20 protein-coding genes are annotated in these 22,514 nt (G+C 61.1%); 9 read left to right on the top strand and 11 right to left on the bottom strand.

Going from position 1 to position 22,514, the window contains the following annotated elements:
• The first annotated feature begins 93 nt into the window (after positions 1-93).
• From HF675_RS11505 to bioD, 3 genes are all read left to right on the top strand, one after another.
• Positions 94-1,002: a LysR family transcriptional regulator gene (locus HF675_RS11505; RefSeq protein ID WP_105231269.1), complete on the top strand. Its 909-nt coding sequence runs from the start codon at positions 94-96 to the stop codon at positions 1,000-1,002.
• A 150-nt stretch (positions 1,003-1,152) separates the two neighbouring features.
• Positions 1,153-2,370, top strand: coding sequence for an ROK family transcriptional regulator (locus HF675_RS11510; RefSeq protein ID WP_105231268.1), 1,218 nt, complete (start codon positions 1,153-1,155; stop codon positions 2,368-2,370).
• A gap of 173 nt (positions 2,371-2,543) precedes the next feature.
• Positions 2,544-3,215: a dethiobiotin synthase gene (gene bioD, locus HF675_RS11515; protein WP_187044631.1), complete on the top strand. Its 672-nt coding sequence runs from the start codon at positions 2,544-2,546 to the stop codon at positions 3,213-3,215.
• On the opposite strand, the gene clcB is transcribed toward bioD, so the two are convergent.
• The 6 genes from clcB to HF675_RS11545 form a co-directional block, all read right to left on the bottom strand.
• Positions 3,212-4,492: a voltage-gated ClC-type chloride channel ClcB gene (gene clcB, locus HF675_RS11520; RefSeq protein WP_111738052.1), complete on the bottom strand. Its 1,281-nt coding sequence runs from the start codon at positions 4,490-4,492 to the stop codon at positions 3,212-3,214. The genes bioD and clcB overlap by 4 nt on opposite strands.
• A gap of 117 nt (positions 4,493-4,609) precedes the next feature.
• On the bottom strand, positions 4,610-5,980 hold the full coding sequence (locus tag HF675_RS11525) for a cytochrome c peroxidase (RefSeq protein ID WP_111737022.1): 1,371 nt from the start codon (positions 5,978-5,980) through the stop codon (positions 4,610-4,612).
• Positions 5,981-6,186: 206 nt separating this feature from the next.
• Positions 6,187-7,326, bottom strand: coding sequence for an osmoprotectant ABC transporter ATP-binding protein OsmV (osmV, locus tag HF675_RS11530; protein ID WP_187044632.1), 1,140 nt, complete (start codon positions 7,324-7,326; stop codon positions 6,187-6,189).
• Positions 7,326-7,973 carry an osmoprotectant ABC transporter permease OsmW gene (gene osmW / locus HF675_RS11535; RefSeq protein WP_105231264.1) on the bottom strand — a complete coding sequence of 216 codons (648 nt, stop codon included), beginning with the start codon at positions 7,971-7,973 and terminating at the stop codon, positions 7,326-7,328. The genes osmV and osmW overlap by 1 nt, the downstream gene beginning before the upstream one ends.
• A 9-nt stretch (positions 7,974-7,982) precedes the next feature.
• The gene (locus HF675_RS11540; protein ID WP_105231263.1) at positions 7,983-8,891 is read right to left on the bottom strand and encodes a glycine betaine ABC transporter substrate-binding protein; all 909 of its coding nucleotides are present in this window, start codon (positions 8,889-8,891) and stop codon (positions 7,983-7,985) included.
• Between the two features lie 10 nt (positions 8,892-8,901).
• Complete coding sequence (locus tag HF675_RS11545; protein ID WP_187044633.1) at positions 8,902-9,618, bottom strand: ABC transporter permease; 717 nt, start codon at positions 9,616-9,618, stop codon at positions 8,902-8,904.
• A gap of 515 nt (positions 9,619-10,133) precedes the next feature.
• Between HF675_RS11545 and HF675_RS11550 the strand changes: the two genes are divergently transcribed.
• A complete protein-coding gene (locus HF675_RS11550) occupies positions 10,134-11,621 on the top strand; it encodes an MDR family MFS transporter (protein WP_105231261.1) in 1,488 nt (495 codons plus the stop codon).
• A 36-nt stretch (positions 11,622-11,657) separates the two neighbouring features.
• Here HF675_RS11550 and HF675_RS11555 read toward each other — a convergent pair whose 3' ends face one another.
• Both HF675_RS11555 and HF675_RS11560 read right to left on the bottom strand, forming a co-directional pair.
• On the bottom strand, positions 11,658-11,957 hold the full coding sequence (locus HF675_RS11555) for a DUF1161 domain-containing protein (protein WP_105233362.1): 300 nt from the start codon (positions 11,955-11,957) through the stop codon (positions 11,658-11,660).
• Between the two features lie 90 nt (positions 11,958-12,047).
• Positions 12,048-12,416 carry a DUF1283 family protein gene (locus tag HF675_RS11560; protein WP_105231260.1) on the bottom strand — a complete coding sequence of 123 codons (369 nt, stop codon included), beginning with the start codon at positions 12,414-12,416 and terminating at the stop codon, positions 12,048-12,050.
• A gap of 167 nt (positions 12,417-12,583) precedes the next feature.
• Here HF675_RS11560 and HF675_RS11565 point away from each other — a divergent pair, with 167 nt between their 5' ends.
• On the top strand, positions 12,584-12,910 hold the full coding sequence (locus HF675_RS11565; protein WP_105231259.1) for a YnfA family protein: 327 nt from the start codon (positions 12,584-12,586) through the stop codon (positions 12,908-12,910).
• Between the two features lie 34 nt (positions 12,911-12,944).
• Here the strand turns inward: HF675_RS11565 and ydfG are convergent, their stop codons facing one another.
• The 3 genes from ydfG to HF675_RS11580 all read right to left on the bottom strand — a co-directional run bounded on the left by ydfG (position 12,945) and on the right by HF675_RS11580 (position 15,927).
• Positions 12,945-13,694 (bottom strand): bifunctional NADP-dependent 3-hydroxy acid dehydrogenase/3-hydroxypropionate dehydrogenase YdfG, encoded by a 750-nt coding sequence (gene ydfG, locus HF675_RS11570; protein WP_105231258.1) that lies wholly within the window; start codon positions 13,692-13,694, stop codon positions 12,945-12,947.
• Positions 13,695-13,828: 134 nt separating this feature from the next.
• Positions 13,829-14,353, bottom strand: coding sequence for a GNAT family N-acetyltransferase (locus HF675_RS11575; protein WP_187044634.1), 525 nt, complete (start codon positions 14,351-14,353; stop codon positions 13,829-13,831).
• Between the two features lie 140 nt (positions 14,354-14,493).
• Positions 14,494-15,927 carry an MFS transporter gene (locus HF675_RS11580; RefSeq protein ID WP_111737025.1) on the bottom strand — a complete coding sequence of 478 codons (1,434 nt, stop codon included), beginning with the start codon at positions 15,925-15,927 and terminating at the stop codon, positions 14,494-14,496.
• Positions 15,928-16,559: 632 nt separating this feature from the next.
• On the opposite strand from HF675_RS11580, the gene guaD reads away from it, so the two are divergent.
• Genes guaD through xdhC form a run of 4 tightly spaced genes read left to right on the top strand, consistent with a single transcriptional unit; the run spans position 16,560 to position 22,473 of the window.
• A complete protein-coding gene (guaD, locus tag HF675_RS11585; RefSeq protein ID WP_187044635.1) occupies positions 16,560-17,891 on the top strand; it encodes a guanine deaminase in 1,332 nt (443 codons plus the stop codon).
• Complete coding sequence (gene xdhA / locus HF675_RS11590) at positions 17,888-19,312, top strand: xanthine dehydrogenase small subunit (protein ID WP_187044636.1); 1,425 nt, start codon at positions 17,888-17,890, stop codon at positions 19,310-19,312. The genes guaD and xdhA overlap by 4 nt, the downstream gene beginning before the upstream one ends.
• Positions 19,305-21,707, top strand: coding sequence for a xanthine dehydrogenase molybdopterin binding subunit (gene xdhB, locus HF675_RS11595; protein ID WP_187044637.1), 2,403 nt, complete (start codon positions 19,305-19,307; stop codon positions 21,705-21,707). The genes xdhA and xdhB overlap by 8 nt, the downstream gene beginning before the upstream one ends.
• On the top strand, positions 21,691-22,473 hold the full coding sequence (gene xdhC, locus HF675_RS11600; RefSeq protein WP_187044638.1) for a xanthine dehydrogenase accessory protein XdhC: 783 nt from the start codon (positions 21,691-21,693) through the stop codon (positions 22,471-22,473). Before xdhB ends, xdhC begins: the two co-directional genes overlap by 17 nt.
• The last annotated feature ends 41 nt before the right edge of the window (positions 22,474-22,514 follow it).

The raw sequence follows: 22,514 nt of genomic DNA on the forward strand, positions 1-22,514 counted from the left end.
GGAAATACACAGCGATGGTTGCTGTATAAAATCATAGGGAGCGGCGAATTTTTTGTCTAATATATTAATAATTAAAATTGAGACGTTTTAAATATGAATATCGAACTGCGCCACCTGCGTTACTTTATCGCCGTTGCGGAAGAGCTGCACTTTGGCCGCGCCGCCCAGCGCCTACGGATTTCGCAGCCGCCGCTCAGCCAGCAGATACAGGCGTTGGAAGAGATGGTCGGCGCGCGTCTGCTGGCGCGCAACAACCGCAACGTCAGCCTGACGCAGGCCGGCGAAATGTTCCTGAAAGAGGCCTGGCAGGTGATCGACCAGGTGAATCGTGCGGCGGAAAAGGCGGCACGTCTGGAGCGCGGCGAATCAGGAGAACTGACCATCGGTTTCACCTCGTCGGCGCCGTTTATCGGCGCGGTGTCGCGTAATCTGCGCGCATTCCGGCAGCAGCATCCCGACGTGCATATTAAAATGCGTGAAATCAATACTAAGCAACAGTTGGAACCGTTATTGAACGGCGAGCTGGATCTGGGCGTGATGCGCAATACCAAGCTGCCGGATGCCTTGCGGCACACGCTGCTGCTGCGCGAACCGATGCTGGCCGTGGTGCCGGAAGGGCACCCGCTGGCGCAGCTGGCGCCGGATGCTCTGCGTTTTAGCCATCTGGCGCAGGAGCCGTTTGTGTTTTTCTCGCGTGAGGTCGGCACCGCGCTGTACGATGAAACGCTGCTGCTGTTGGAGAACGCCGGCATCACGCCGTATATCACGCAGGAAGTGGGCGAGGCGATGACCATTATCGGCCTGGTGTCCGCCGGGTTGGGGATTTCCATCCTGCCGGCTTCGTTCGGCCGGGTGAAGCTTGACGGCGTAAAATACCTGCCGCTGGCCGAACCGCAGGCGCAAACCGAAGTCTGGCTGGTGCACCATCGCCAGCGGCCGTTAACCGCTGCCGCCCGTGCGCTGATGCAAATGATGTTGACGCGCGCCGAAGCGCCGGTTTAACCGGCGTAAATACGATGAACTTCACTGAAACAAAGCGGAATTTGTGCTGCTAATCACATAACGAATCAAATAGTTGACGCTTTATTATAAAAGCTCCACCATACCCTTTAGTCTTTATTTAGCAGCGCGAAAAATAGTAGGAGCCGGTTTGTGATTGCGGACGCTCAGCCTGGGCATATTGATCAGATCAAACAAACAAATGCAGGGGCGGTGTACCGACTGATCGATCAGCACGGGCCGATTTCGCGAATTGAACTGTCAAAGCGCGCCCAGCTGGCGCCGGCCAGCATCACCAAAATCGTGCGCGAACTGCTGGAAGCCCATCTGGTCAGAGAGACCGAATATCAGGAAGTGGGCAGCCGCGGCCGCCCGGCCGTCGGGCTGGTGCTGGATACCGAGGCCTGGCACTACCTGTCCGCCCGCATCAGCCGCGGCAGCATTACGCTGGCGCTGCGCGATCTCAGTAGCAAAATGGTGGTGGAAGAGCAACTGCCGCTGGCGGCGGAGCATGACGAGCCGCTGCTGACGCGTATTCTGACGGAAGTCGATCAATTCTTCAGCCGCCATCAGCGTCTCCTGGAGCGCCTGACGGCGATCGCCATCACCCTGCCGGGGATGATCGATGCCGCCAACGGTATTGTGCACCGTATGCCGTTTTATACGGTGGAAGATATGCCGCTGGGGCCGGCGCTGTCGGCCCGCACCGGTTTGCCGGTGTTCCTGCAGCATGACATCGGCGCCTGGACCATGGCCGAGGCGCTGTACGGCGCCTCACGCGGCTGTCAGAACGTGATTCAGGTGGTGATTGACCATAACGTCGGCGCGGGAGTGATTACCGGCGGGCGGGTGCTGCACACCGGCAGCCAGCGGGTGGTGGAGATTGGCCATACCCAGGTCGATTCGTACGGCAAGCGCTGTTATTGCGGCAACCACGGCTGCCTGGAAACGGTGGCCAGCATTGAGAATATGCTGGAGATAGCCCAGCAGCGGTTGCAGGTATCCGCTGGTTCTACGCTGCGCGATCAGCCGCTGACGGTGGAATCCTTGTGCGATGCGGCGCTGACCGGCGATCGACTGGCTAAAGATATTATTTTAAGCGTCGGGCACAGCGTCGGACGCATTTTGGCGATAATGGTCAATCTGTTTAATCCGGAAAAGATCCTGATCGGCTCGCCGCTTAACCGTGCGGCGGAGATTCTGCATCCCGCGATCATGTCCTGTATTCTCCAGCAGTCCTTACCAATTTATAGCCAGGCGCTGCAGGTTGAGTCCACGCAATTTTTCAATCAGGGCACCATGCCCGGCGCAGCGTTGGTGAAAGAGGCGCTGTACAACGGTTCGCTGTTGGTGAAACTGTTGCAGGGCTAGCGCTTTTGTCGCTGCACGCCAGCTCGTATCAGAGATTGTTATTATTTAACGACAAAATATTGAGCTACCTCAATCCGCCCGCATTTTGTATCCCCTAGAATTTCTCCGTTCTACCTTCCGCCGAAGTGATGGCATTTTTTTTGGTTAACGGAGCATCCCGGGGCATTTTATTCATGTTAAAGCGTTTATTTGTTACAGGTACGGACACCTCTGTGGGTAAAACGGTGATTTCCCGCGCTTTACTGCAGGCTTTCGCCGCACAGGGGCGTAGCGCCGTAGGCTATAAGCCTATTGCGGCGGGCTGTCAGGAAACCAGCGAAGGTATTCGCAATAAAGACGCTTTGGTGCTGCAGGCCTCTTCCTGCGTGCCGCTGAGCTATGAGGAGATCAATCCGATCACCTGTCTGGATGAAGTTTTTCATGCCCACGCCAGCGATGGCGTCAACTACGAGCTGATGAGCCGCGGCCTGAAACAGATAGCGGAAAAGGCCGAGGTGGTGGTGGTTGAGGGCAGCGGCGGTTGGCAGGTGCTGATGAGCGATCTGCGCCCGTATGCCGATTGGGTGGCGCAGGAACAGCTGCCGGTGGTGTTGGTGGTGGGGATTAAAGAAGGCTGCGTCAGCCATGCGCTGTTGACCGCGCAGGCGATCGCCCATGCCGGCCTGCCGCTGCTGGGCTGGGTTGCCAACCGTATCAACCCGGGGCTGGCGCACTATGCGGAAACCATCGATGCCCTACAGCAGCGGATTGCGGCGCCGCTGCTGGGGGAAATTCCTTACCTGCCACGCGCGGAGCAGCGCGAACTGGCCCATTATCTGGACATCAGCGCGCTGCTGGCTTGCTAAGCGTTGTGGTAGACCGACACCGGGCGTAGCCCGCGGGAGATGGTAGTGGCGATCACGCAGGAGAGCAGGATGCCGGGCAGCAGGGTGTATTCGCCGGTCATCTCGAACACCATCAGCGCCGCCATAATCGGCGCGTGGGTGGTGGCCGCCAGCAGGGTTGCCATGCCGGTCAGCGCCATCAGCAGCGGGATTGCGCTGCCCAGCTCCGGCCACAGGGCGCACAGCTGGCCGACCAGCGAACCGAGCGCCGCACCGACGAACAGCGTTGGCGTAAATACGCCGCCGGGCGCGCCGGAACCGCTGCTGGCCAGCACCGCCAGTAGTTTGCAGATCAGAATCGCGCCGACCAACAGCACGCCCGGCGGTGCGCTAAGCAGCGCCTGCACCACGCTATAACCGTTCCCCCACACCTCAGGAAACAGCAGCGACAGCAGCCCGACGATCAGCCCGCCCAGCGCCAGCTGCAATGGCGGCGGCAGGCGTAATGAGCGGAAAGCGTGTCCGGTGGCGGACATCGCCGACAGAAACAGCGGCCCGCAGATGCCGGCCAGCACGCCGAGCAGCGCCATCAGCAGATATTGCAGCGGCAACGGAGCCGGCAGCGGTTCAACGTTATACAGCGGCGCCTGGCCGCCGCTCAGCAGATTGGTCACCAGCAGGGCGCTGACGGCGGCGATCACCACCGGCCCCAGCGACGCCAGCATCAGCGTGCCAAACAGAATTTCCGCAATAAACAGGCTGCCCGCCAGCGGGGCGTGGTAGGCACTGGCCATCCCGGCGGCGGCGCCGCAGGCCACCCACAGTTTCCATTCGCTTTCACGGGTAAAACGCTGGGCAAACACCGAGGCAATCAGCGCCGCCAGCAGGATCATCGCGCCTTCGCGGCCAATGGCGCTGCCGCTGGAGACCACCAGCAACGACGCCAGACACTTCACCAGACTGGCCTTGACGTCCAGCCGGCCGTCGCCGGTTTCAATCGCTTCCATATAGTCGGTCGGCGCGTTGGGCTGCTGATGCTGATAGCGCTGATAGATCCACAGCAGAAAGCCGGCCGCCAGTCCGCCCAGCGCCGGCGTCAGCACGCGTCGCCAGGCGGGCAGCGAGGCAGCGGCGGCCACCAGGCTGCCGTCTTCATGGTCGAGCAGCAGCCACTCCAGCCCCAGCATGGCGCGGTGAAACAGCCAGACCACCAGCGCGGCGGCAATACCGAGGAAGACCGCAATGAACAGGCGGCGCAGCAGGGCGCGATAGTGGCGCAGATGAATCCGTCTTTTCATGCGTCCGTCAAAATAAAATAGTGAATAAAATGAATGAGGCAGGAAGGCATTGTGCTTGTCTGGCGGTGGGAAAACCAGCGAATCTTTGCAGATCCGCTGGTGAGACGACATTCTGGCTTAGTTCGCCGGCGGGGAGGAGGGTTGGTATTTGCCGGTCATGCCATCCAGCAGCGCGACCAGGTCGTCGACGTCGCTGTCAGGCAGCGTGACGCCGACCTGATACTTCAGCATATCCTTCACCGCCTGGTGCAGGCTGGTGACGCTGCCGTCGTGGAAATACGGGGCGGTCAGCGCGACGTTGCGCAGGGTCGGCGTCTTGAAGCGGTGACGGTCGGCTTCATTTTTAGTGACATTGTAACGTCCGTTGTCGGCCTCGGTCAGATTGCCGCGGTCGGCGAAGTAGTCGGCTTTCAGCCCCATCACTTCATATGACTGGCCGCCGAGGTTTTCACCGGTATGGCAGGTGCCGCATTTGTTGTCGCGGAACAGCTGATAGCCGCGCTTTTGCTGGGCGGTCAGCGCGCTTTCGTCACCTTTGAGATAGCGATCGAACGGGCTGTCCGGCGTCAGCAGGGTTTTTTCAAACTCGGCGATGGCGTCGGTAATGTTATCGCCGGAGAAACCGTCGGCGTAAACGCGCTGGAAATCCGCCTTCAGTCGCGCGTCCTGGTCCAGCTTGCCGATAATCTGATCCCAGGAGGTGGAGGCCATTTCAACCGGGTTGAGCGGCGGTCCGCCGGCCTGCTGCTGCAGATCCGCGGCGCGGCCGTCCCAGAACTGTGAAAAGTTCAGCGCGGCGTTAAACACCGTCGGCGCGTTGATCGGCCCGTGCTGGTCGTTGACCCCCAGTGAAGTGACGCGGCCGTCCACGCCGCCTGCGCCCAGTTGGTGGCAATGGGCGCAGGAGATGCTGTTATCGGCGGACAGACGCGGATCGTGGAACAGGCGGAAGCCCAGCGCCACTTTTTGTGCGTCGGTCGGCAGCGAGTCAGGCAGCGGCTGCAGCGCCTGACCGCGCAGCGCTTCCGGCGTACCCGGACGGGTATAGAAGCGTTCACGCTGGGTGCGGATCCAGTTCAGCAGGGTCTGCCGGTCGGCGTCACCCAGTTCGCCGGACCAGTGCACCGCTTTATAGCGCATCGGTGGCATTTCACCGCTTTGCAGCACCGCTTCCATTTTCGCCAGATCCACTTCCGGCACCGCGCCGTCCTGGCTCAGTGCCTTCAGGGTCGGGTTCAGGTCGAAATGTTGCGAACCGGTTTTGATATCGTACTGCATCAGCTGCTTGGCCACCGGCAGGCTGGCGTAGAAGGGCAGTTCGGCGGATTGGGTATGGCAGTAATCACAGCCATGCTTGGTGAAAATAGCGTTGATGTCATTATCGGCAGTCGCGGGCTGGCGCTGCTGATCGTAATGATAGATATAACCGACGATGCCCAGATACCCCGCGATCGCCAGGATCGCACACCCCAAAATAATTTTTTTCATCTTGCTCTCGCTCCATTGAGTTTGCTTACAGTGATTGCCGCGCCATCCAACGGGATGGCGAAAAAAACGGCAGTATGGATTGTCGGAGGACGGGCGCGGATGATACTTGATTGATATCAAGCAATTATAGAGTTATGGGCTATCGCTGGAATAGGTTTTGGCTATGGTTCAGAGAAACGGCGGCCGGGGCCGCCAAATTTCAGAATTTACTGAGGATTCAAGGCCCTGCGGGTACGCCCGGAGCTAAGATAATCAGCGATATAATCTTGCGAAATCTCCCCGCTGTAGCGGCCGTCTTCATCGACGATCGGCATCCATGAGGTGTTGTGCTCATACAGCTTCGACAGCACCACGCGCAGGTTTTCCTCGGCTTTGCCGTGCACGCGGAAGTGGTGAATGGCGTCGGCGCAGACGCCCTGTGCGCCGCGCGCCTCACGGCGTTTGACGTAGCCCAGCGGCTTACCGTCATCGTCCACCACCGTCACCGAACGCGCATCGTTGTCATCCATCAGGGCGAAGGCGTCGGCCAGCGAGGTGGATTTACGCACCGTGACGGTGGGCTGCTGGTCGGTGACGTCGCCGGCCTGCACCAGCAGCAGGCGCTTCAGCGTACGGTCCTGGCCGACAAATGAGGCGACGAACTCATTGGCCGGGCGCGCCAGCAGCTCGTCCGCGCTGGCGTTCTGCACGATTTTGCCCTGACGGAACACGGCGATGCGGTCGCCCAGTTTAAGCGCCTCATCAATATCGTGGCTGACCAGCATCACGGTTTTCTTCAGCTGGCGCTGCATATCGAGAAACTCATTCTGGATAGTCTCGCGGTTAATCGGGTCGACGGCGCCGAACGGTTCATCCATCAGCAGCACCGGCGGATCGGCGGCCAGCGCGCGGATCACGCCGATACGCTGCTGTTGGCCGCCGGACATCTCTTTCGGATAGCGGCTGAGAAAACGCTTCGGATCCAGCGCCACCATGCTCATCAGCTCTTCGGCGCGCTCGCGGCAGCGCTGTTTGTCCCAGCCCAGCATGCGCGGCACCACGGTGATGTTCTCCTCAATGGTCATATTGGGGAACAGGCCGATTTGCTGGATCACGTAGCCGATATTGCGCCGCAGGGTGACGGTGTCCAGGCCGGAGGTATCCTCACCGTTAATCAGGATTTTGCCGCTGGTCGGCATAATCAGGTGGTTAATCATTTTCAGCGTGGTGGTTTTGCCGCAGCCGGACGGGCCGAGCAATACGCAGATTTCGCCGGCGGGCACTTCCAGATTAACATTATCGACGGCGTTGAACGCTTTGCCGTTCTTCTGTACGAACTGTTTGGTCAGGTTTTCTAATTTAATCATTAGCGGATCCCCTTGGGCGTGAGGGCAATTTGTAAGCGGTGCAGCAGCCAGTCAAGCACGATCGCCAGCAGGCTGATCATGACGGCGCCGGTAATCAGTTGGCGGATGTCGCTGCCGCTGATGCCGTTAAGCAGCAGCAGGCCGAGGCCGCCGGCGCCGATGACGGCGGCAATCGCCATCACGCCGATATTCATCACCACGGCGGTGCGGATGCCGCCGAAAATTACCGGCAGCGCCACCGGAATTTCGACCCAGCGCAGCCGCTGCCAGAAGGTCATGCCGATACCCTGGCCGGCTTCACGCAGGCCGCCGGGCAGATTGTCCAGCGCGGTGTGGGTATTGCGCACGATCGGCAGCAGCGAGTAGAGGAACACCGCGGTGACCGCCGGCAGGTAGCCGATGCCGTGACCGATCAGCGAAAACAGCGGAATCATCAGGCCGAACAGCGCAATGGACGGAATGGTCAGCACGATGGTGGCCAGGCTGAGAATGGGCGTCGCCAGCCATTTATGGCGCACGATCAGCACGCCGAGCGGGACGCCGATCAAAATGGCCAGGCCGACGGCCAGCCCGACCAGCATCATATGTTCCAGCGTCAGACCGGCGATGTAGCCCCAGTTCTGCCATGCATAGATTAAGGTTTGCATCATCTCTCCTTAAATCAGGCCCTGTTGCTTCAGGAAGTCGCGGGCGACCTGCTGCGGCGTCTGATAATCGATATCGACTTTGGCGTTCAGGCGGGTGATCACCGGGTTGGTCAGCTGCTTCGACAGGGTATTGAGCGCCTTTTCCAGCCCCGGCGTGTTTTTCAGCACGTCGGCGCGCACCACCGGCGTGACCGCATAGCTGGGGAAGTAGCCTTTATCATCGTCCAGCACCTGCAGGTCGAAGCCCTGCACCCGGCCGTCGGTGGTGTAGATCAGGCCGGCGTCGACAAAGCCGTCGCGGATGGCGTTATACACCAGACCCGGATCCATCTGACGAATCTGCGGGCGATCGAGCGGCATGTTGTACAGCTTCTGCAGCGGCTTCAGGCCGTCGGAACGCCCGGCAAACTCCAGGTCCAGTCCGAGCAGCCAGTTATTATCGGGGTCGTCCCGGCGCACCTGCTCGATTTTGGCCACCAGTTGCGACATGGTGCGGATATTTTCCTTTTCGGCGCGTTTGCGCTGCATGGCGAAGGCGTAGGTGTTGTTCATATCCGCCGGCTGCAGCCACACCAGGCCGAGTTTGGCGTCGAGTTTTTTCACCGTGTCGTAGGTTTGCTGCGGCGTCATGCGCTGCTTAATATGGTTAAAGATAATCAGCGAGGTGCCGGTGTATTCCCAGGTCATATCGATCTGCTTATTGATCATCGCATTGCGGGTGATCACCGTGGCCAGGTTGGTTTTCGGCTCCACCTGGAATCCCTGCGTGCGCAGATACTGCACCGTGATTTCCGACAAAATACGCTGTTCGGTAAAGTTCTTGCTGGCCAGCGTCAGCGGAGCGGCCCAACTGACGCTGGTAAACAGCAGCAGCGCGCTGAGCAGCGCCGCTTTACCTTGTTTCAGCCAAGGGGTCATGGTGTTCTCCTCAGGATGCGGTGTGCGGGCTGAGCCAGCGGCCCAGTCCGGCCAGCGCCAGATCGAGCAGCAGCGCAATCAGCGCGGTGGCGGCGGCGCCCAGAATCAGGGTCGGGAAATCGTTGAGATAGATGCCCGGGAAGATCAGTTCGCCGTAGCTGCTGGCGCCGATCAGGAAGGCCAGCGGCGCGGTGCCGACGTTAATCGCCATCGCAATGCGCACGCCGGCCATAATCACCGGCAGCGCGTTGGGCAGTTCGACCTGGCGCAGGCGCTGGGCGGCGGTCATGCCGATGCCGTTGGCCGCTTCCAGCAGCGGCGCCGGTACGGAAATCAGCCCGGAATAGGTGTTGCGTACGATGGGCAGCAGCGACGCCAGAAACAGCGCCACCACCGCCGGCTTGTCACCGATACCGACGATCACCATCGCCAGTGCCAGCACCGCCAGCGGCGGCAGAGTGTTGCCGACGTTGAAGATTTGCATGACGTATTCGGCCCAGCGACGGGCGAAGGGGCGGCTGAGCAGGATACCGCTGGGAATGCCGACCAGCAGCGCCAGCAGCATGGAGCAGAACACCAGGAACATATGCTGCTCGCCGAGATAAATCAGGTCGACCTGCCGCGCTTTTATCGTCTCCCAGCCGATGCCGTAGATCAGCAGAGCGATCACGGCCAGCAGCAGCAGGCCGCCGAGAGCAAAGCGCCGTTGGTGCGCTGAGGTAGTCATGTGGTGCGTCCTCCGTAGTGCGTAACGCCGGTTATAGGGCGCAGTGACGCGCGATGGCGACCCACAGTTGCCGGTGGGGGCCAAACGGGCGTATCGCATTAAAAATGGTGTTATTGGGCAGAAGGCGGCCTCGTCCATGCATTACGCAGAGTGCTGTCCCAATAAGGCTTTAAAATCAATTGTTAATAATGATTTTAACGATTACGAAAGCTGCCGGATCGTGCTGCGTCCGGCTGAATCAAGGTATAACATCCTGTTGTTTTGCTTGACAAGTTTTGCCAGCGAAATCAGGCGATTGAATTTAACAATTTTTTTACCTTAGCCCGCATGGTAGCTAGCCGTAGGCGGTAATGAAAAAAATTACCCGACTTTTCGTTACGCTGTCACAAAATGTTCAATTGATGCCTTTTTAAACTACCGAGATCGCAGAGCGGACAGCGAGCCGGCGGCTTGTCGAGCTGCGCTGATATACTTGATTCTTATTGCCTCACACTTGCGGATTTATTGGTTAAATAATGACTAATGACCTTTTTGCCACCAGGGTGGCGCACCGGCCGCTGATTCTGATCGCCTGTATGCTGGCGATGTTTATGTCTGCCATTGAAGCCACCATTGTGGCGACCGCCATGCCGACCATCATCGCCGATTTGGGCGGCTTTTCGCTGCTTGGCTGGGTGTTTGCGGTCTATTTGCTCACCCAGGCGATTACCATTCCGATTTATGGCCGGCTGGCGGATCTCTATGGTCGCAAGCGGGTCTTTTTCTTCGGCGCTGCGCTGTTTTTGCTGGGGTCTATCCTGTGCGGCTTCTCGCCGAATATGTACTGGCTGATTGGTTTCCGTCTGCTGCAAGGGCTGGGCGCCGGGGCGGTGATGCCGATCGCCACCACCATTATCGGTGACGTCTACGGACCGGACGAACGGCCGAAAGTGATGGGCTATCTGTCCAGCGTGTGGGGGTTTTCCGCCATTATCGGCCCGCTGCTGGGGGCGTTTATCGTCGAACATCTGCCGTGGGCGCTGGTGTTCTGGGTCAATCTGCCGATCGGCCTGCTGGCGATGGCGCTGCTGGGGCGCTACCTGCCGTCCGGCGAGCGGGTGCGCAACCACGCGCTGGACTGGGCGGGCACCGCCTGGATGACGCTGTTCGTCGCCAGTCTGCTGCTGGCGCTGCTGCAGGCGGATACGCTGGGGATAGGGATCGTGCCGATGCTGCTGCTGGCGGCGCTGTCGCTGTGGCTGCTGATTCGTCAGGAGCGCCGCGCGCCGGAGCCGCTGTTCCCGCTGGCGCTGTGGCGCAGCCGGGTGATCGTCGCCGGCAACGTCGGCGGCCTGGCGATCGGCGCGGCGATGATGGGCATCAGCGCATTTCTGCCCACCTTTATTCAGGGCGCGATGGGCGGTACGCCGCTGCAGGCCGGCACCACGCTGGCCCTGATGTCGATCGGCTGGCCGCTGGCCAGCACCTTCAGCGGCCGGCTGATGCTGCTGACCTCCTATCGCACCACGGCGCTGCTGGGGGCCGGGCTGCTGGTCGCCGGCGGGGCGATTTTACTGCTGTTACAGCCGGACGGCGGTCTGCTGTGGGGGCGGGTGGCGGCCTTTATGGTCGGCGCCGGCATGGGGCTGTGCAACACCACTTTTCTGGTGTCGGTGCAAAACGCCGCGCATCACAGCATCCGCGGCATCGCCACCGCCTGTACGGTGTTTACCCGCATGATGGGCTCGGCGATCGGCACCGCGATTCTCGGCGCGACGCTGAATATCAACCTGCAGCTGCGTTTGCCGCAGACCGCCGATCCGGTACAGCAGCTGATGGATCCGGCGCGGCGTGCGGCGCTGGATGCGGAAACGCTGGGGGCGTTGAGTCATCAGGTTGCGCTGTCATTGCACTGGGTATTTCTGGTTTCGGCGCTGGTGTCGCTGTGCGCGTTGGGCGCCGCGCTGCTGGTGCCGGCGCATCAGCGGCCGCAGAGCGAAGAGGGCGAGGCGGAGCGGGTCTGAAAGGAAGCGGGCGCAGCGTGCTGCGCCCGTGAACGGTTATTGCGGTGCGTTGGCATCCTGGCTGGTGCCGGTGGCCGCTGCATCGCTGCCGTCATCACCGTTGGCGAGACGGGTGTAGACAATTTTCTGTGTGTCGTTTTCGCAATGGCCGACAACCTGGCCGCCGGCCTGTTCGGCCTGATCGTTCGGCACGATATCCAGTTTGAAGCCGGATTCCGGTACGCCGTTGGCGATAATTTTTTGCGAAATTTCCGCCTTCACGCTTTCGCATGAGGCAAAGGCCGCCAGCGGCGCCGTGGCCAATAACAGTGCACTCAGTATCAGCGCTTTTTTCATCATTCTGTCCTTGGTTGAGAATGAATTTCCTTTATCAGGATAGCAGTTGCCGATGTGAAAATTAACGCCTACGCAGCGGCTGCAGGCGGTTTAAGGATTAATCCGACGGCCGGTGGTGCGGTCAAGACATTTCAGCGTTGACGGCTCCCAATAGGCGTTGACGTTCAGGCTGTCGTTACAGCGATCTTCATCATCCGCCGCTCTGTCCAGCTTATCGAAGTCTTTCTCCACGCGGGTATTGACCTTGTGGCGCAGGTTACGGGTGTCGTTCCACTGCTCTTTGCTCTGGCGCGCGTTTTCATTGGACATGGCGGTGCCGCCGTTGCCGTCAACGGTAACGCAGGTACTGCCCTGGGTGCAGCTGGCGGCCAGCGCCGGCAGTTGCCAGGCGCCAGACAGCGCCAATGCCGCGACCGGCAGCATCCTGCGCAGCAGTCGTTGGGAGAAAAGTGATTTCATCTTGTTATCCTTATGAGTTAGTGTTGCGACGCCGGACGCGCCGCGGCTGCGGCGATCCGGCACCTGACACGCGCTCGATGAGCGTTTGGTTAATAATAACACTGCGCACTTGCCGGAGACCAGCCAGGCGCGCTTTTCGTTTACCTTTTAGAGAGCTCAGGCACATCATGCTAAAAACCACCTTGCTCTTTTTCGCCACCGCCCTGGCGGAGATCGTCGGCTGCTTCCTGCCGTATTTGTGGCTGAAAAAGGGGGCGAGCGCCTGGCTGTTGCTGCCGGCGGCGCTGAGTCTGATGGCGTTTGTCTGGCTGCTGACGCTGCATCCGGCGGCCAGCGGCCGGGTCTATGCGGCCTACGGCGGCGTATACGTGGCGACCGCGCTGCTGTGGCTGCGGGTGGTGGATGGGATAAAACTGACGGCGTTCGACTGGCTGGGTGCCGGGGTGGCGCTGGCGGGGATGCTGATTATCGTGGCCGGCTGGCGTGCAGCCTGAGAAACGGCGGCAGACAGCGTCTGCCGCGTGAGGGTCAGGCGTCGCGGTGGACGCTCAGTCCGGCGAAGGACTGGCTGACCGGCATGATTTCCAGCGTATTGATATTCACGTGCGACGGCAACGTCGCCACCCAATACACCGATTCGGCGATATCCTGCGGCGTCAGGGCGTTGGCGCCCTGATAGGTGCGGTCCACCTTGTCGTCGTCGCCTTTAAAGCGCACGTTGGAAAACTCGGTGCCGCCCACCAGGCCTGGCTCAATATCGGTCACGCGCAGGCGGGTGCCCTGCAGGTCGGCGCGCAGGCCGAGACTGAACTGCTTGACGAACGCCTTGGTGGCGCCGTAAACGTTGCCGCCGGCATACGGCCAGTTGGCGGCGACAGAGCCGATATTGATCACATGGCCGACGTTGCGTTCCACCATGGCCGGCAGCAGTTCACGGGTCATATTGACCAGCCCTTTGGCGTTGGTGTCGATCATGGTTTCCCAGTCATCGGCGTTGGCCTTGTGCGCCGGCTCCAGTCCCAGCGCCAGCCCGGCGTTATTCACCAGCACGTCCACCTGACGCCACTGCGCCGGCAGGGCGGCGATGGCCTGATGAATGGCGGCGCGGTTGCGCACATCGAGTTGCACGGTATGCAGGGCGTCGCCCAGCTCATCCTTCAGGCTATCCAGACGGTCGATGCGACGACCGGTGGCAATCACCTGGTGGCCTTGCTGGACAAATTTACGTGCAATAGCCTCGCCAAAACCGGCGGTGGCGCCGGTAACAAAAATAATCATCCCTCTGTTCCTCAACTGTTTTTACCCATGTCTGCATCTATGATTAGCATATTCCGCGCCACGGCGGCAAAGGAAGATGGCGGTGCGGCGCAGATTTGCCGTAGCGTGCTGCCGGGTGGCGAAATCAGCGCAGATTATTCGCTGAACGGCGGGATATGGTAGACCAGGCAGTCGAATTTGATGTTATCCCGACGGCCGTTGAATTCACCGTCCAGCGACTCGGCCAGCCGGCGGCTGGGAAGGTTCTGCTCCGCAACCGGATAGATAAAGTAGTGCGGCCGATAGCGTTCGCCGGCCCAGCGGGCAATCGCCTGCAGCAGTTCGCGGCCGTAGCCCTGATGCTGCTGGTCCTCTTTTACCCACAGCCCCAGCTCCGGCGTCGGCGAGCGCAGATTGTGCACGCCGCCCATACCGACAAACTGTTTGTCTTCGCGTCGGCGGGCGACAAAAAAGATCTCTTCCCCTTCACGCATCAGCGGCAGCCAGCCCTGCCATACCTCGGCAAACGCCTCGGCGGAGGGTTCCGGCTCAAAACTCATAAAGCGGGTCAGGGTCGGTGTAATCGCCTGGTAAACCTCATCGGCGTCGGCTGCGCTAAAAGGGGTCAGCAACAGCCGTTCGCTGTTTACGCGGCACTGAGAAAGGTCACTGTGAATCATTATTCTTACCTCGCTTTTCAGGCCCGAATGGCAAAAAATCCGCCGGGCTGACGCCGGGCGGATCGTCGATATTACGTGGATTGTCAGCCGATGCGAGCCATTTTTACCCACCGGCGGATAAAAGGGCACAAAGCGTGCGGTTAACCGCGTTTTCCGCTCTCCGGCGCTGAGATAGGCGGCGTTTGCCGGCGGATTTCATTGCCGGCTTCGGCAGGCAGGCCGAAGCTGTCAACCACCGACAGCAGCGCAATACCGCCGATCACCACAAACGCCAGCTGGAAGTTGGCCAGCGGGATTGCATCGCCCGCCGGCGGGAACCAGATCTCCGCCAGCCGCAGAACCAGCGCGCCCACCGCGATACCCAGCCCGCCGCCCATCTGCTGCGCCACGTTGAACAGCGTATTGGCGTCGTTCATTTTACTTTGCGGCACTTCGGAAAATGCCAACGTATTGAGCGCGGTGAACTGCATGGAGCGCGTCAGGCCGCTGACGAACAGCAGGGCGATAATCAACCAGATTGGTGTCTCCGGCGTCAGCAGCGCGCAGCCGAAGATAGCGGCGGCGTTGAGCAGGCCGTTGACCATCAGCGTGGTGCGGAAATTAAAGCGGTACAGAATGGCGGAGGTAAAGGGCTTCATCGCCAGGTTGCCGGCAAACACCGCCAGCACCAGCAGCCCGGCTTCAAAGGCGCTCAGGCCGAAACCGATCTGGAACAGCAGCGGCAGCAGAAAGGGCACCGCGCCGATGGCCAGCCGGAACAGCGTGCCGCCCCAGATAGTGACCGCGTAACTTTTGACCCGCATCGCCCACAGGTTGATCAGCGGAGCGGCATGCCGTTTGGCGTGGCGCACCGCCAGCGCGCCGACCGCCAGGCTGGCGGCGATGCACAACAGCGGCACCAGCCAGGAGAGCTGCGGATGGTTGATCAGATCCAGACCGAACATCAGGCCGAAGCAGGCAACGCCGGTCAGCACAAAGCCGATGCCGTCAAACGGTGCGCGCTCCTGCTGCGCCTCATCCGGGATCAGCCGCCAGGCCAGCGGCAGCGCCAGCAGCCCCAGCGGCAGGTTGAGAATAAAAATCCAGTGCCATGAGGCATAGGTGGTGATGAAGCCGCCGACCGGCGGCCCGAGGATCGGCGCCACCAGCCCGGGCCAGGTAATGGTGGCGATGGCTTTAATCAAACCGCTTTTATCGGTGTTGCGCAGCACCGCCAGCCGACCCACCGGCACCATCAGCGCACCGCCGAAGCCCTGCAGAATACGGGCGGCGGTAAAGGTGACCAGATCCGCGCTCAGCGCGCACAGCACCGAGGCCAGCGTGAAGATGACAATCGCCGCCGAGAACACGCGGCGTGCGCCAAAGCGGTTGGCGATCCAGCCGCTGGCGGGGATAAATACCGTCAGCGTCAGGATGTAGGCAACAACGCCGATATTCATATCCACCGGCTGCACGCCGAACGCGGCCGCCATCTGCGGCAGCGCGGTGACAATCACCGTACCGTCGAGGTTCTCCATAAAAAATGCGCCTGCCACCAGCAGCGGCAGCGCGCCGACGCGTGAAAAAACGCTCATAACAGAGCGTCCAGAGTAAAACAGCGGCGATTTTCCGGCATAACGGCAACCCAGTGGCGTAGATATTGGTACAGACAAGAGGGTGAGCATAGCGCAATGCGCCATTGTTAAAAAGTGGTTAATAAAGTGAAGGCATCTTTTGAGAATTACCGTAAATGTGAATACCGGATGGCAAAGGAGCGAGCGGCAAGCCGGCCTGCTGCCGCTGGCGCGAGCGGGGCTGCAGCCGTCTGCATGCTGATGGTGCAGCGTCGGGGATATGTGGCGTAATGAACAGAAATGCTAACGCGTTGGCTCAAGGCTAATACGCATAGCCATTGGCCGGACGGCGAAAAATAATCGTTGCGCAACAATGGTGCAGCGCAATATTGCATAAATAAAGGCAAACGGTTGCTATTTAACCGCAACCGTTTGCTTATGCGGAGGATATTTATCCTGTGATTTTACGCATAATGGAGTGTTTTTTAATTGACTGATTTTTCAGTGTTTATTCTGTTTTCTGCATGCTGGCATGGCGATTGCTATCTTTAATTTATCGCCTGCAATTGATGATAAATTCGCCATGCGTTAACCGGTGAAATATTTATCGCCGCCGGTTGCGCTATGCGCGCCAGAAAAATAGGAACAGCATTATGAGCATGTCATTTACCCACGCCATTCGTGGCAATTTTTTCGATATTGCCGCCTGCGTGGAACAGCCGGAACAACTCGGCGCCCAACTGCGGCATCTGCCGGACGGTCTGCTGCTGCTGAATCAGGGGCGCATCGTCTGGTTCGGCGAGTGGCAACAGGGCGCAGCGCTGCTGCCGGCCGGCACGGCGGTGACGGACTACCGCGATAAACTGGTGGTGCCGGGCTTTGTCGACTGCCACATTCACTATCCGCAAACTGAAATGATCGGCGCCTATGGCGATCAACTGCTGGGCTGGCTGCAGCGCTACACCTTTCCGGTCGAAGGGCGCTTTGGCGACGCGGAGCATGCTGAGAATATCTCTGCATTTTTCCTGCAGCAGCTGTTGAGCAACGGCACCACCACCGCGCTGGTGTTCGCCACCGTGCATCCGCAGTCGGTCGACGCGCTGTTCACACAGGCAGCTGCGCTCAATATGCGGCTGATTGCCGGCAAAGTGATGATGGACCGCCACGCGCCGGAGGCGCTGCTGGAGACGCCGGCGCAAAGTTATCAGCAAACGCGGGCGCTGATCCGCCGCTGGCACGGTAAACAGCGGCTGGGCTATGCCCTGACGCCGCGCTTTGCGCCCACCAGCTCCCCGCAGCTGCTGGCGCAGGTGCAGCGCCTGCGGCAAGAGTTTCCCGACGTCTGGCTGCATACCCACCTGAGCGAAAATCGCGATGAAGTGGCCTGGGTGAAAGAACTGTTTCCGCAGCAGCGCAACTATCTGGACGTTTACCATCAATACGGGCTGACCGGTGAGAAAAGCGTCTTCGCCCACTGTCTGCATCTGGAAGACGCCGAATGGCAGTGCCTGTGCGATACCCGCTCATCGATCGCCTTTTGTCCGACCTCCAACCTGTTTCTCGGCAGCGGGCTGTTTAAGCTGCAGCAGGCCTGGCGGCGGAAGGTCCGGCTGGGCATCGGCAGCGACGTCGGGGCCGGCACCACCTTTAATATGCTGCAGACGCTGGGGGAAGCCTACAAAGTGGCGCAGTTACAGGATTACAAACTGGCGGCCGGCGAAGCCTTCTATCACGCCACTCTGGGCGGCGCGCGCGCGTTGGCGCTGGACAGCCATATCGGCAACTTTGACATCGGTAAAGAGGCGGATTTTGTGGTGCTCGATCCGGCGGTCTCGCCGCTGCAACAGCTGCGCTACGCCAACAGCCGCACGCTGGATGAAGTGCTGTTTATGCTGATGACGCTCGGTGATGACCGCAACGTGTATCGCACCTATGTGGACGGCAAAGTAGTGTTTCAGGCGCCGCAGCGGCAGGAGGCGGCATGATCCAGTTTCTGCTGAACGATACGCTGAAAAGTGAACGGCTCGATCCCAATACCACGGTATTGCAGTATCTGCGTCGCCATCTGCGCCGCTGCGGCAGCAAAGAGGGCTGCGCCTCCGGCGACTGCGGCGCCTGCACCGTGGTGCTGGCAGAGGCCGACGGCGAGCGGCTGCGCTACCGCAGCGTCAATGCCTGCCTGACGTTTGTCAGCGCGCTGCATGGCAAACAGTTGCTGACCGTTGAGGATCTGCGCCATCAGGGGCGGCTGCACGCGGTGCAGCAGGCGATGGTGGACTGCCACGGCTCACAGTGCGGCTTTTGCACGCCGGGGTTTGTGATGTCGCTATTTTGCCTGCAAAAGAACAGCGACGGCTATCAGCGCGAGCAGGCTTTGCAGGCGCTGGCGGGCAACCTGTGCCGCTGTACCGGCTATCGGCCGATCGTCGCGGCGGCGCAGCAGGCGTGTACGGCAAAAACGCCGGATCAGTTCGATGCCCGACAGGCGGAGACGCTGGCGCGCCTGCGCCAGATCCCCGCCGCAGACGAGTCGGCTGGCGACGGCAAACGCTGCCTGATGCCGCAAACGCTGGATCAGTTGGCGCAATGGTATGTGCAGCATCCGCAGGCGAAATTACTGGCCGGCGGCACCGATCTGGCGCTGGAAGTGACGCAACGCCACCAGGATCTGCCGCTGACCATCGCCATCGGCCAGCTTGCCGAACTGCGGCAGATTGAGCGGGGCGCGCAGTTACGCATTGGTGCCGGCGTGACGCTGAGCGAACTTTACCGCGCGCTGGGGCATGAGCATCCGGCGCTGGGGGCGCTGCTGCAGCGTTTTGCATCGCAGCAAATCCGCAATCAGGGCACGCTGGGCGGCAATATCGCCAATGCCTCCCCGATCGGCGACGGCGCGCCGCTGTTGCTGGCGCTGGATGCGGTACTGACGCTGCGCTGCGGCGCCCAGCGGCGTGAACTGCCGCTGGACGCCTTCTTTCTCGCCTACCGGCAGACGGCGCTGCAGCCGGGGGAATTTATCGAAAGCATCCAGCTGCCGGCGTCGATCCCGGCGGATTTCCGCATCTGGAAAGTCTCCAAACGGTTGGAGGATGATATTTCCGCAGTGTGCGGCGCGTTTAACCTGCAGATTGAAGACGGCAGGGTGCGCTCTGCGCGCATCGCCTTCGGCGGCATGGCCGCCACGCCGAAACGGGCGGTCGCCTGCGAGCAGGCGCTGCTTGGCGCGCGTTGGGAGCACGCCAGCGTGGAGCGGGCGGCACAGGCGCTGACGCAGGATTTCACCCCGCTCAGCGACTTTCGCGCCAGCGGTGCCTACCGCATGTTGGTGGCGCAAAATTTGCTGCGCCGCTATTTCATCGCGCTGAGCGCGCCGGCCACCGTTATTGAGGTAACCAGCCATGAGTAAGCGACCCCAACCAGAACGCAGCCAGGCCGAGCTGGCCGCACAGTTCGGCCAGCCGCTGCGCGGCGGCGTCGGACGTAGCCAGAAGCACGAGAGCGCCGATAAGCACGTCAGCGGCGAGGCGCAATACATTGATGACCAGCTGGAGTATCCGCGGCAGCTGCATCTGGCTGCACGGCTGAGCGAGCGTGCACATGCGAAGATTGTGGCGCTGGACTGCGCCGCCTGCGCGCAGTTTCCCGGCGTGGTGCGGGTGATGACCTGGCAGGACGTACCGGGAGAGCTGGATATCGCCGCGCTGACCGCAGGCGATCCGCTGATGGCCAAAGATCGGGTCGAGTATGTCGGTCAGGTGGTGGCGGTGGTGGCGGCGGAAGATGAGGAAACCGCCTGGCGAGCGGCGCAGTCGATCGTCATCGACTATCAGGATCTGCCGGCGCGCCTGGACGTTGAACAGTCATACCGCAACGGCTGGCTGGTCGAGGAGAGCCATCGCCACCGTCGCGGCGACGCGGAGGCGGCGTTGGCGCGTGCGCCACACCGGCTGCAGGGCGAGCTGCGCATCGGCGGCCAGGAGCATTTCTATCTGGAAACCCAGATTTCTGCGGTGGTGCCCGGCGAGGACGGCAGTATGCGGGTCTCTTCCTCTACCCAGAACCCGAGTGAGGTGCAGAAACTGGTGGCCTCGGTGCTGGCGCTGCCGCTGCATAAAGTAACGGTCGACACCCGGCGGATGGGCGGCGGCTTCGGCGGTAAAGAGACGCAGGCCGCCGGGCCGGCGTGCCTGTGCGCACTGGCGGCGCACCTGACCGGCCGGCCGGCGAAGATGCGCCTTAACCGCCGTGACGACATGATGATCACCGGCAAACGTCACCCGTTCTACATTCACTACGACGTGGGGTTTGACGACAGTGGCCTGTTGAGCGGTATCAACATCGACCTGGCGGGCAACTGCGGCTATTCGCTCGACCTGTCCGGTTCGATCGTCGATCGGGCGATGTTCCACGCCGATAACGCCTATTTCCTGCAGGATGTGGTGATAACCGGCCACCGCTGCCAGACCCATACCGCGTCGAATACCGCCTATCGCGGCTTCGGCGGCCCGCAGGGCATGATGGCGATCGAGAACATTATGGACGTTATTGCCCGCCACCTGGCGCTGGATCCGCTGGCGGTGCGGAAAACTAACTACTACCGGCAGAAAACGCGCAATGTGACCCATTATCAGCAGCCGGTCGGCCAGAACCTGCTGGCGGAGATTACCCGGCGGCTGGAGCACAGCGCCGACTACCGCGCGCGCCGCGCGGCGGTGCGGGCGTTCAATGCGCGCAGCCCGCTGCTGAAAAAGGGGCTGGCGCTGACGCCGGTGAAATTCGGCATTTCATTTACCGCCAGCTTCCTCAATCAGGCCGGGGCGCTGCTGCTGATCTATACCGACGGCAGCATGCAGCTTAATCACGGCGGCACGGAGATGGGTCAGGGTCTGAACACCAAGGTGGCGCAGGTTGTGGCCGAAGTGTTCCAGGTGGATATTGCGCGGATTCAGATCACCGCCACCGATACCGGCAAAGTGCCGAACACCTCGCCGACGGCGGCGTCGTCCGGCACCGATCTGAACGGCAAAGCAGCGGAAAACGCCGCGCTGACCATTAAACAGCGGCTGATCGACATGCTGGTCAAACAACACCAGGTGCCGGCGCGGCAGGTGGTGTTCAGCAACGGCCAGGTGCGGGTCGGCGAGCGCTACTTCAGTTTTGAACAGGTCGTCCAGCAGGCCTATCTGAACCAGATTTCGCTGTCCAGCACCGGCTATTACCGCACGCCGAAGATTTTCTACGATCGCGAGGCCGGCGCCGGGAATCCCTTCTATTACTTCGCCTACGGCGCGGCCTGTTCTGAAGTATTGATCGACACCCTGACCGGCGAGTATCAGCTGCTGCGCGCCGATATCCTGCATGACGTCGGCGACTCGCTCAATCCGGCCATTGATATCGGGCAAATCGAAGGGGGATTTGTGCAGGGCATGGGCTGGCTGACCTGCGAGGAGCTGGTATGGGATGAACAGGGCCGGCTGCTGACCAACGGGCCGGCCAGCTACAAGATCCCGGCAATAGGTGATGTGCCGGCCGATCTGCGGGTATCGCTGCTGGAAAACCGCCGCAACCCGCAGCAGACGGTATTCCGCTCCAAAGCGGTGGGCGAGCCGCCGTTTATGCTGGCGATTTCGGTCTGGTGCGCGATTAAGGACGCGGTCGCCAGCCTGAGCGATTACCGGCTTCAGCCGGATATTGACGCGCCGGCTACGCCGGAGCGGGTGCTGTGGGGCGTACAGCAGATGCTTTCAGGTGACAGTGTCACCAAAAATCTGCGGGAGGGTGAAGATGGCGCACTGGATTGATGCCTTGGCCGCCCTGCGGCAGCGAGGCGAACCCTGCGTGCTGGTCACCGTGATTGATGAGCACGGCTCCACGCCGCGCAACCGCGGCGCGAAGATGCTGGTGACCGTCGGGCAGGCGCTGGACACCATCGGCGGCGGGCACCTGGAGTTTCAGGCGCTGGAAATTGCCCGCGCCATGCTGCAGCAGGGCGAGACGGCGCTGCGGCTGGAGAGCTTTCCGCTGGCGGCGCGGCTGGGGCAGTGCTGCGGCGGCCACGTCCGCGTGCTGTTTGAGCCGCAGAACGCGGTACGGCCGCAGGTAGCGCTGTTCGGCGCCGGCCATGTGGGACGCGCGCTGGCGCAGATCCTGGCGACGCTGCCGCTGCAGGTGCGCTGGTTCGACAGCCGGGTAGAACAGTTTCCGCCGCAGGTGGCCGCCAATATTTTGCCGCAGCTGTGTGAGGATCTGCCGGAAGCGGTCGATGACTTGCCGCCGGGTTGCCTCTATATTGTGATGACCCACGATCATGGTCTCGATCTGGCGCTGGCGGAGCGTATTCTTAAACGTAACGACGCCGCCTATTTCGGGCTGATCGGTTCATTGACCAAGCGGAAGCGTTTCGAGTATCAGCTCGGTTTGCGCGGTGTAGCACCGACGGCGTTGGCGCGGATGCGCTGCCCGCTGGGGCTGGCGGACGTGAAGGGCAAACTGCCGGCGGAAATCGCCGTCGCCGTTGCCGGTGAAGTGATCGCCCATTACGCCGGCGGGCAAGAAGCGCGGCGCTAATCAGTTGTTTTTGCTGAATCTGACAACTGCGCCTAAGCTTG

This window comes from Serratia sp. JUb9 (genome assembly GCF_014298095.1).
In the GTDB taxonomy this organism is placed as follows: domain Bacteria; phylum Pseudomonadota; class Gammaproteobacteria; order Enterobacterales; family Enterobacteriaceae; genus Serratia_B; species Serratia_B rhizosphaerae.

Bases quoted from the DNA above. Each gene is read 5' to 3' on its own strand.
- ydfG (WP_105231258.1), bottom strand. From the start codon at position 13,694: ATGATTATTTTTGTTACCGGCGCCACCGCCGGTTTTGGCGAGGCTATT.
- HF675_RS11545 (WP_187044633.1), bottom strand. From the start codon at position 9,618: ATGACTACCTCAGCGCACCAACGGCGCTTTGCTCTCGGCGGCCTGCTG.
- xdhC (WP_187044638.1), top strand. From the start codon at position 21,691: ATGGCGCACTGGATTGATGCCTTGGCCGCCCTGCGGCAGCGAGGCGAA.
- HF675_RS11550 (WP_105231261.1), top strand. From the start codon at position 10,134: ATGACTAATGACCTTTTTGCCACCAGGGTGGCGCACCGGCCGCTGATT.
- HF675_RS11505 (WP_105231269.1), top strand. From the start codon at position 94: ATGAATATCGAACTGCGCCACCTGCGTTACTTTATCGCCGTTGCGGAA.
- osmV (WP_187044632.1), bottom strand. From the start codon at position 7,326: ATGATTAAATTAGAAAACCTGACCAAACAGTTCGTACAGAAGAACGGC.
- HF675_RS11580 (WP_111737025.1), bottom strand. From the start codon at position 15,927: ATGAGCGTTTTTTCACGCGTCGGCGCGCTGCCGCTGCTGGTGGCAGGC.
- guaD (WP_187044635.1), top strand. From the start codon at position 16,560: ATGAGCATGTCATTTACCCACGCCATTCGTGGCAATTTTTTCGATATT.
- xdhA (WP_187044636.1), top strand. From the start codon at position 17,888: ATGATCCAGTTTCTGCTGAACGATACGCTGAAAAGTGAACGGCTCGAT.
- HF675_RS11575 (WP_187044634.1), bottom strand. From the start codon at position 14,353: ATGATTCACAGTGACCTTTCTCAGTGCCGCGTAAACAGCGAACGGCTG.
- HF675_RS11565 (WP_105231259.1), top strand. From the start codon at position 12,584: ATGCTAAAAACCACCTTGCTCTTTTTCGCCACCGCCCTGGCGGAGATC.
- bioD (WP_187044631.1), top strand. From the start codon at position 2,544: ATGTTAAAGCGTTTATTTGTTACAGGTACGGACACCTCTGTGGGTAAA.
- HF675_RS11540 (WP_105231263.1), bottom strand. From the start codon at position 8,891: ATGACCCCTTGGCTGAAACAAGGTAAAGCGGCGCTGCTCAGCGCGCTG.
- HF675_RS11560 (WP_105231260.1), bottom strand. From the start codon at position 12,416: ATGAAATCACTTTTCTCCCAACGACTGCTGCGCAGGATGCTGCCGGTC.
- HF675_RS11525 (WP_111737022.1), bottom strand. From the start codon at position 5,980: ATGAAAAAAATTATTTTGGGGTGTGCGATCCTGGCGATCGCGGGGTAT.
- xdhB (WP_187044637.1), top strand. From the start codon at position 19,305: ATGAGTAAGCGACCCCAACCAGAACGCAGCCAGGCCGAGCTGGCCGCA.
- HF675_RS11555 (WP_105233362.1), bottom strand. From the start codon at position 11,957: ATGAAAAAAGCGCTGATACTGAGTGCACTGTTATTGGCCACGGCGCCG.
- osmW (WP_105231264.1), bottom strand. From the start codon at position 7,973: ATGCAAACCTTAATCTATGCATGGCAGAACTGGGGCTACATCGCCGGT.
- clcB (WP_111738052.1), bottom strand. From the start codon at position 4,492: ATGAAAAGACGGATTCATCTGCGCCACTATCGCGCCCTGCTGCGCCGC.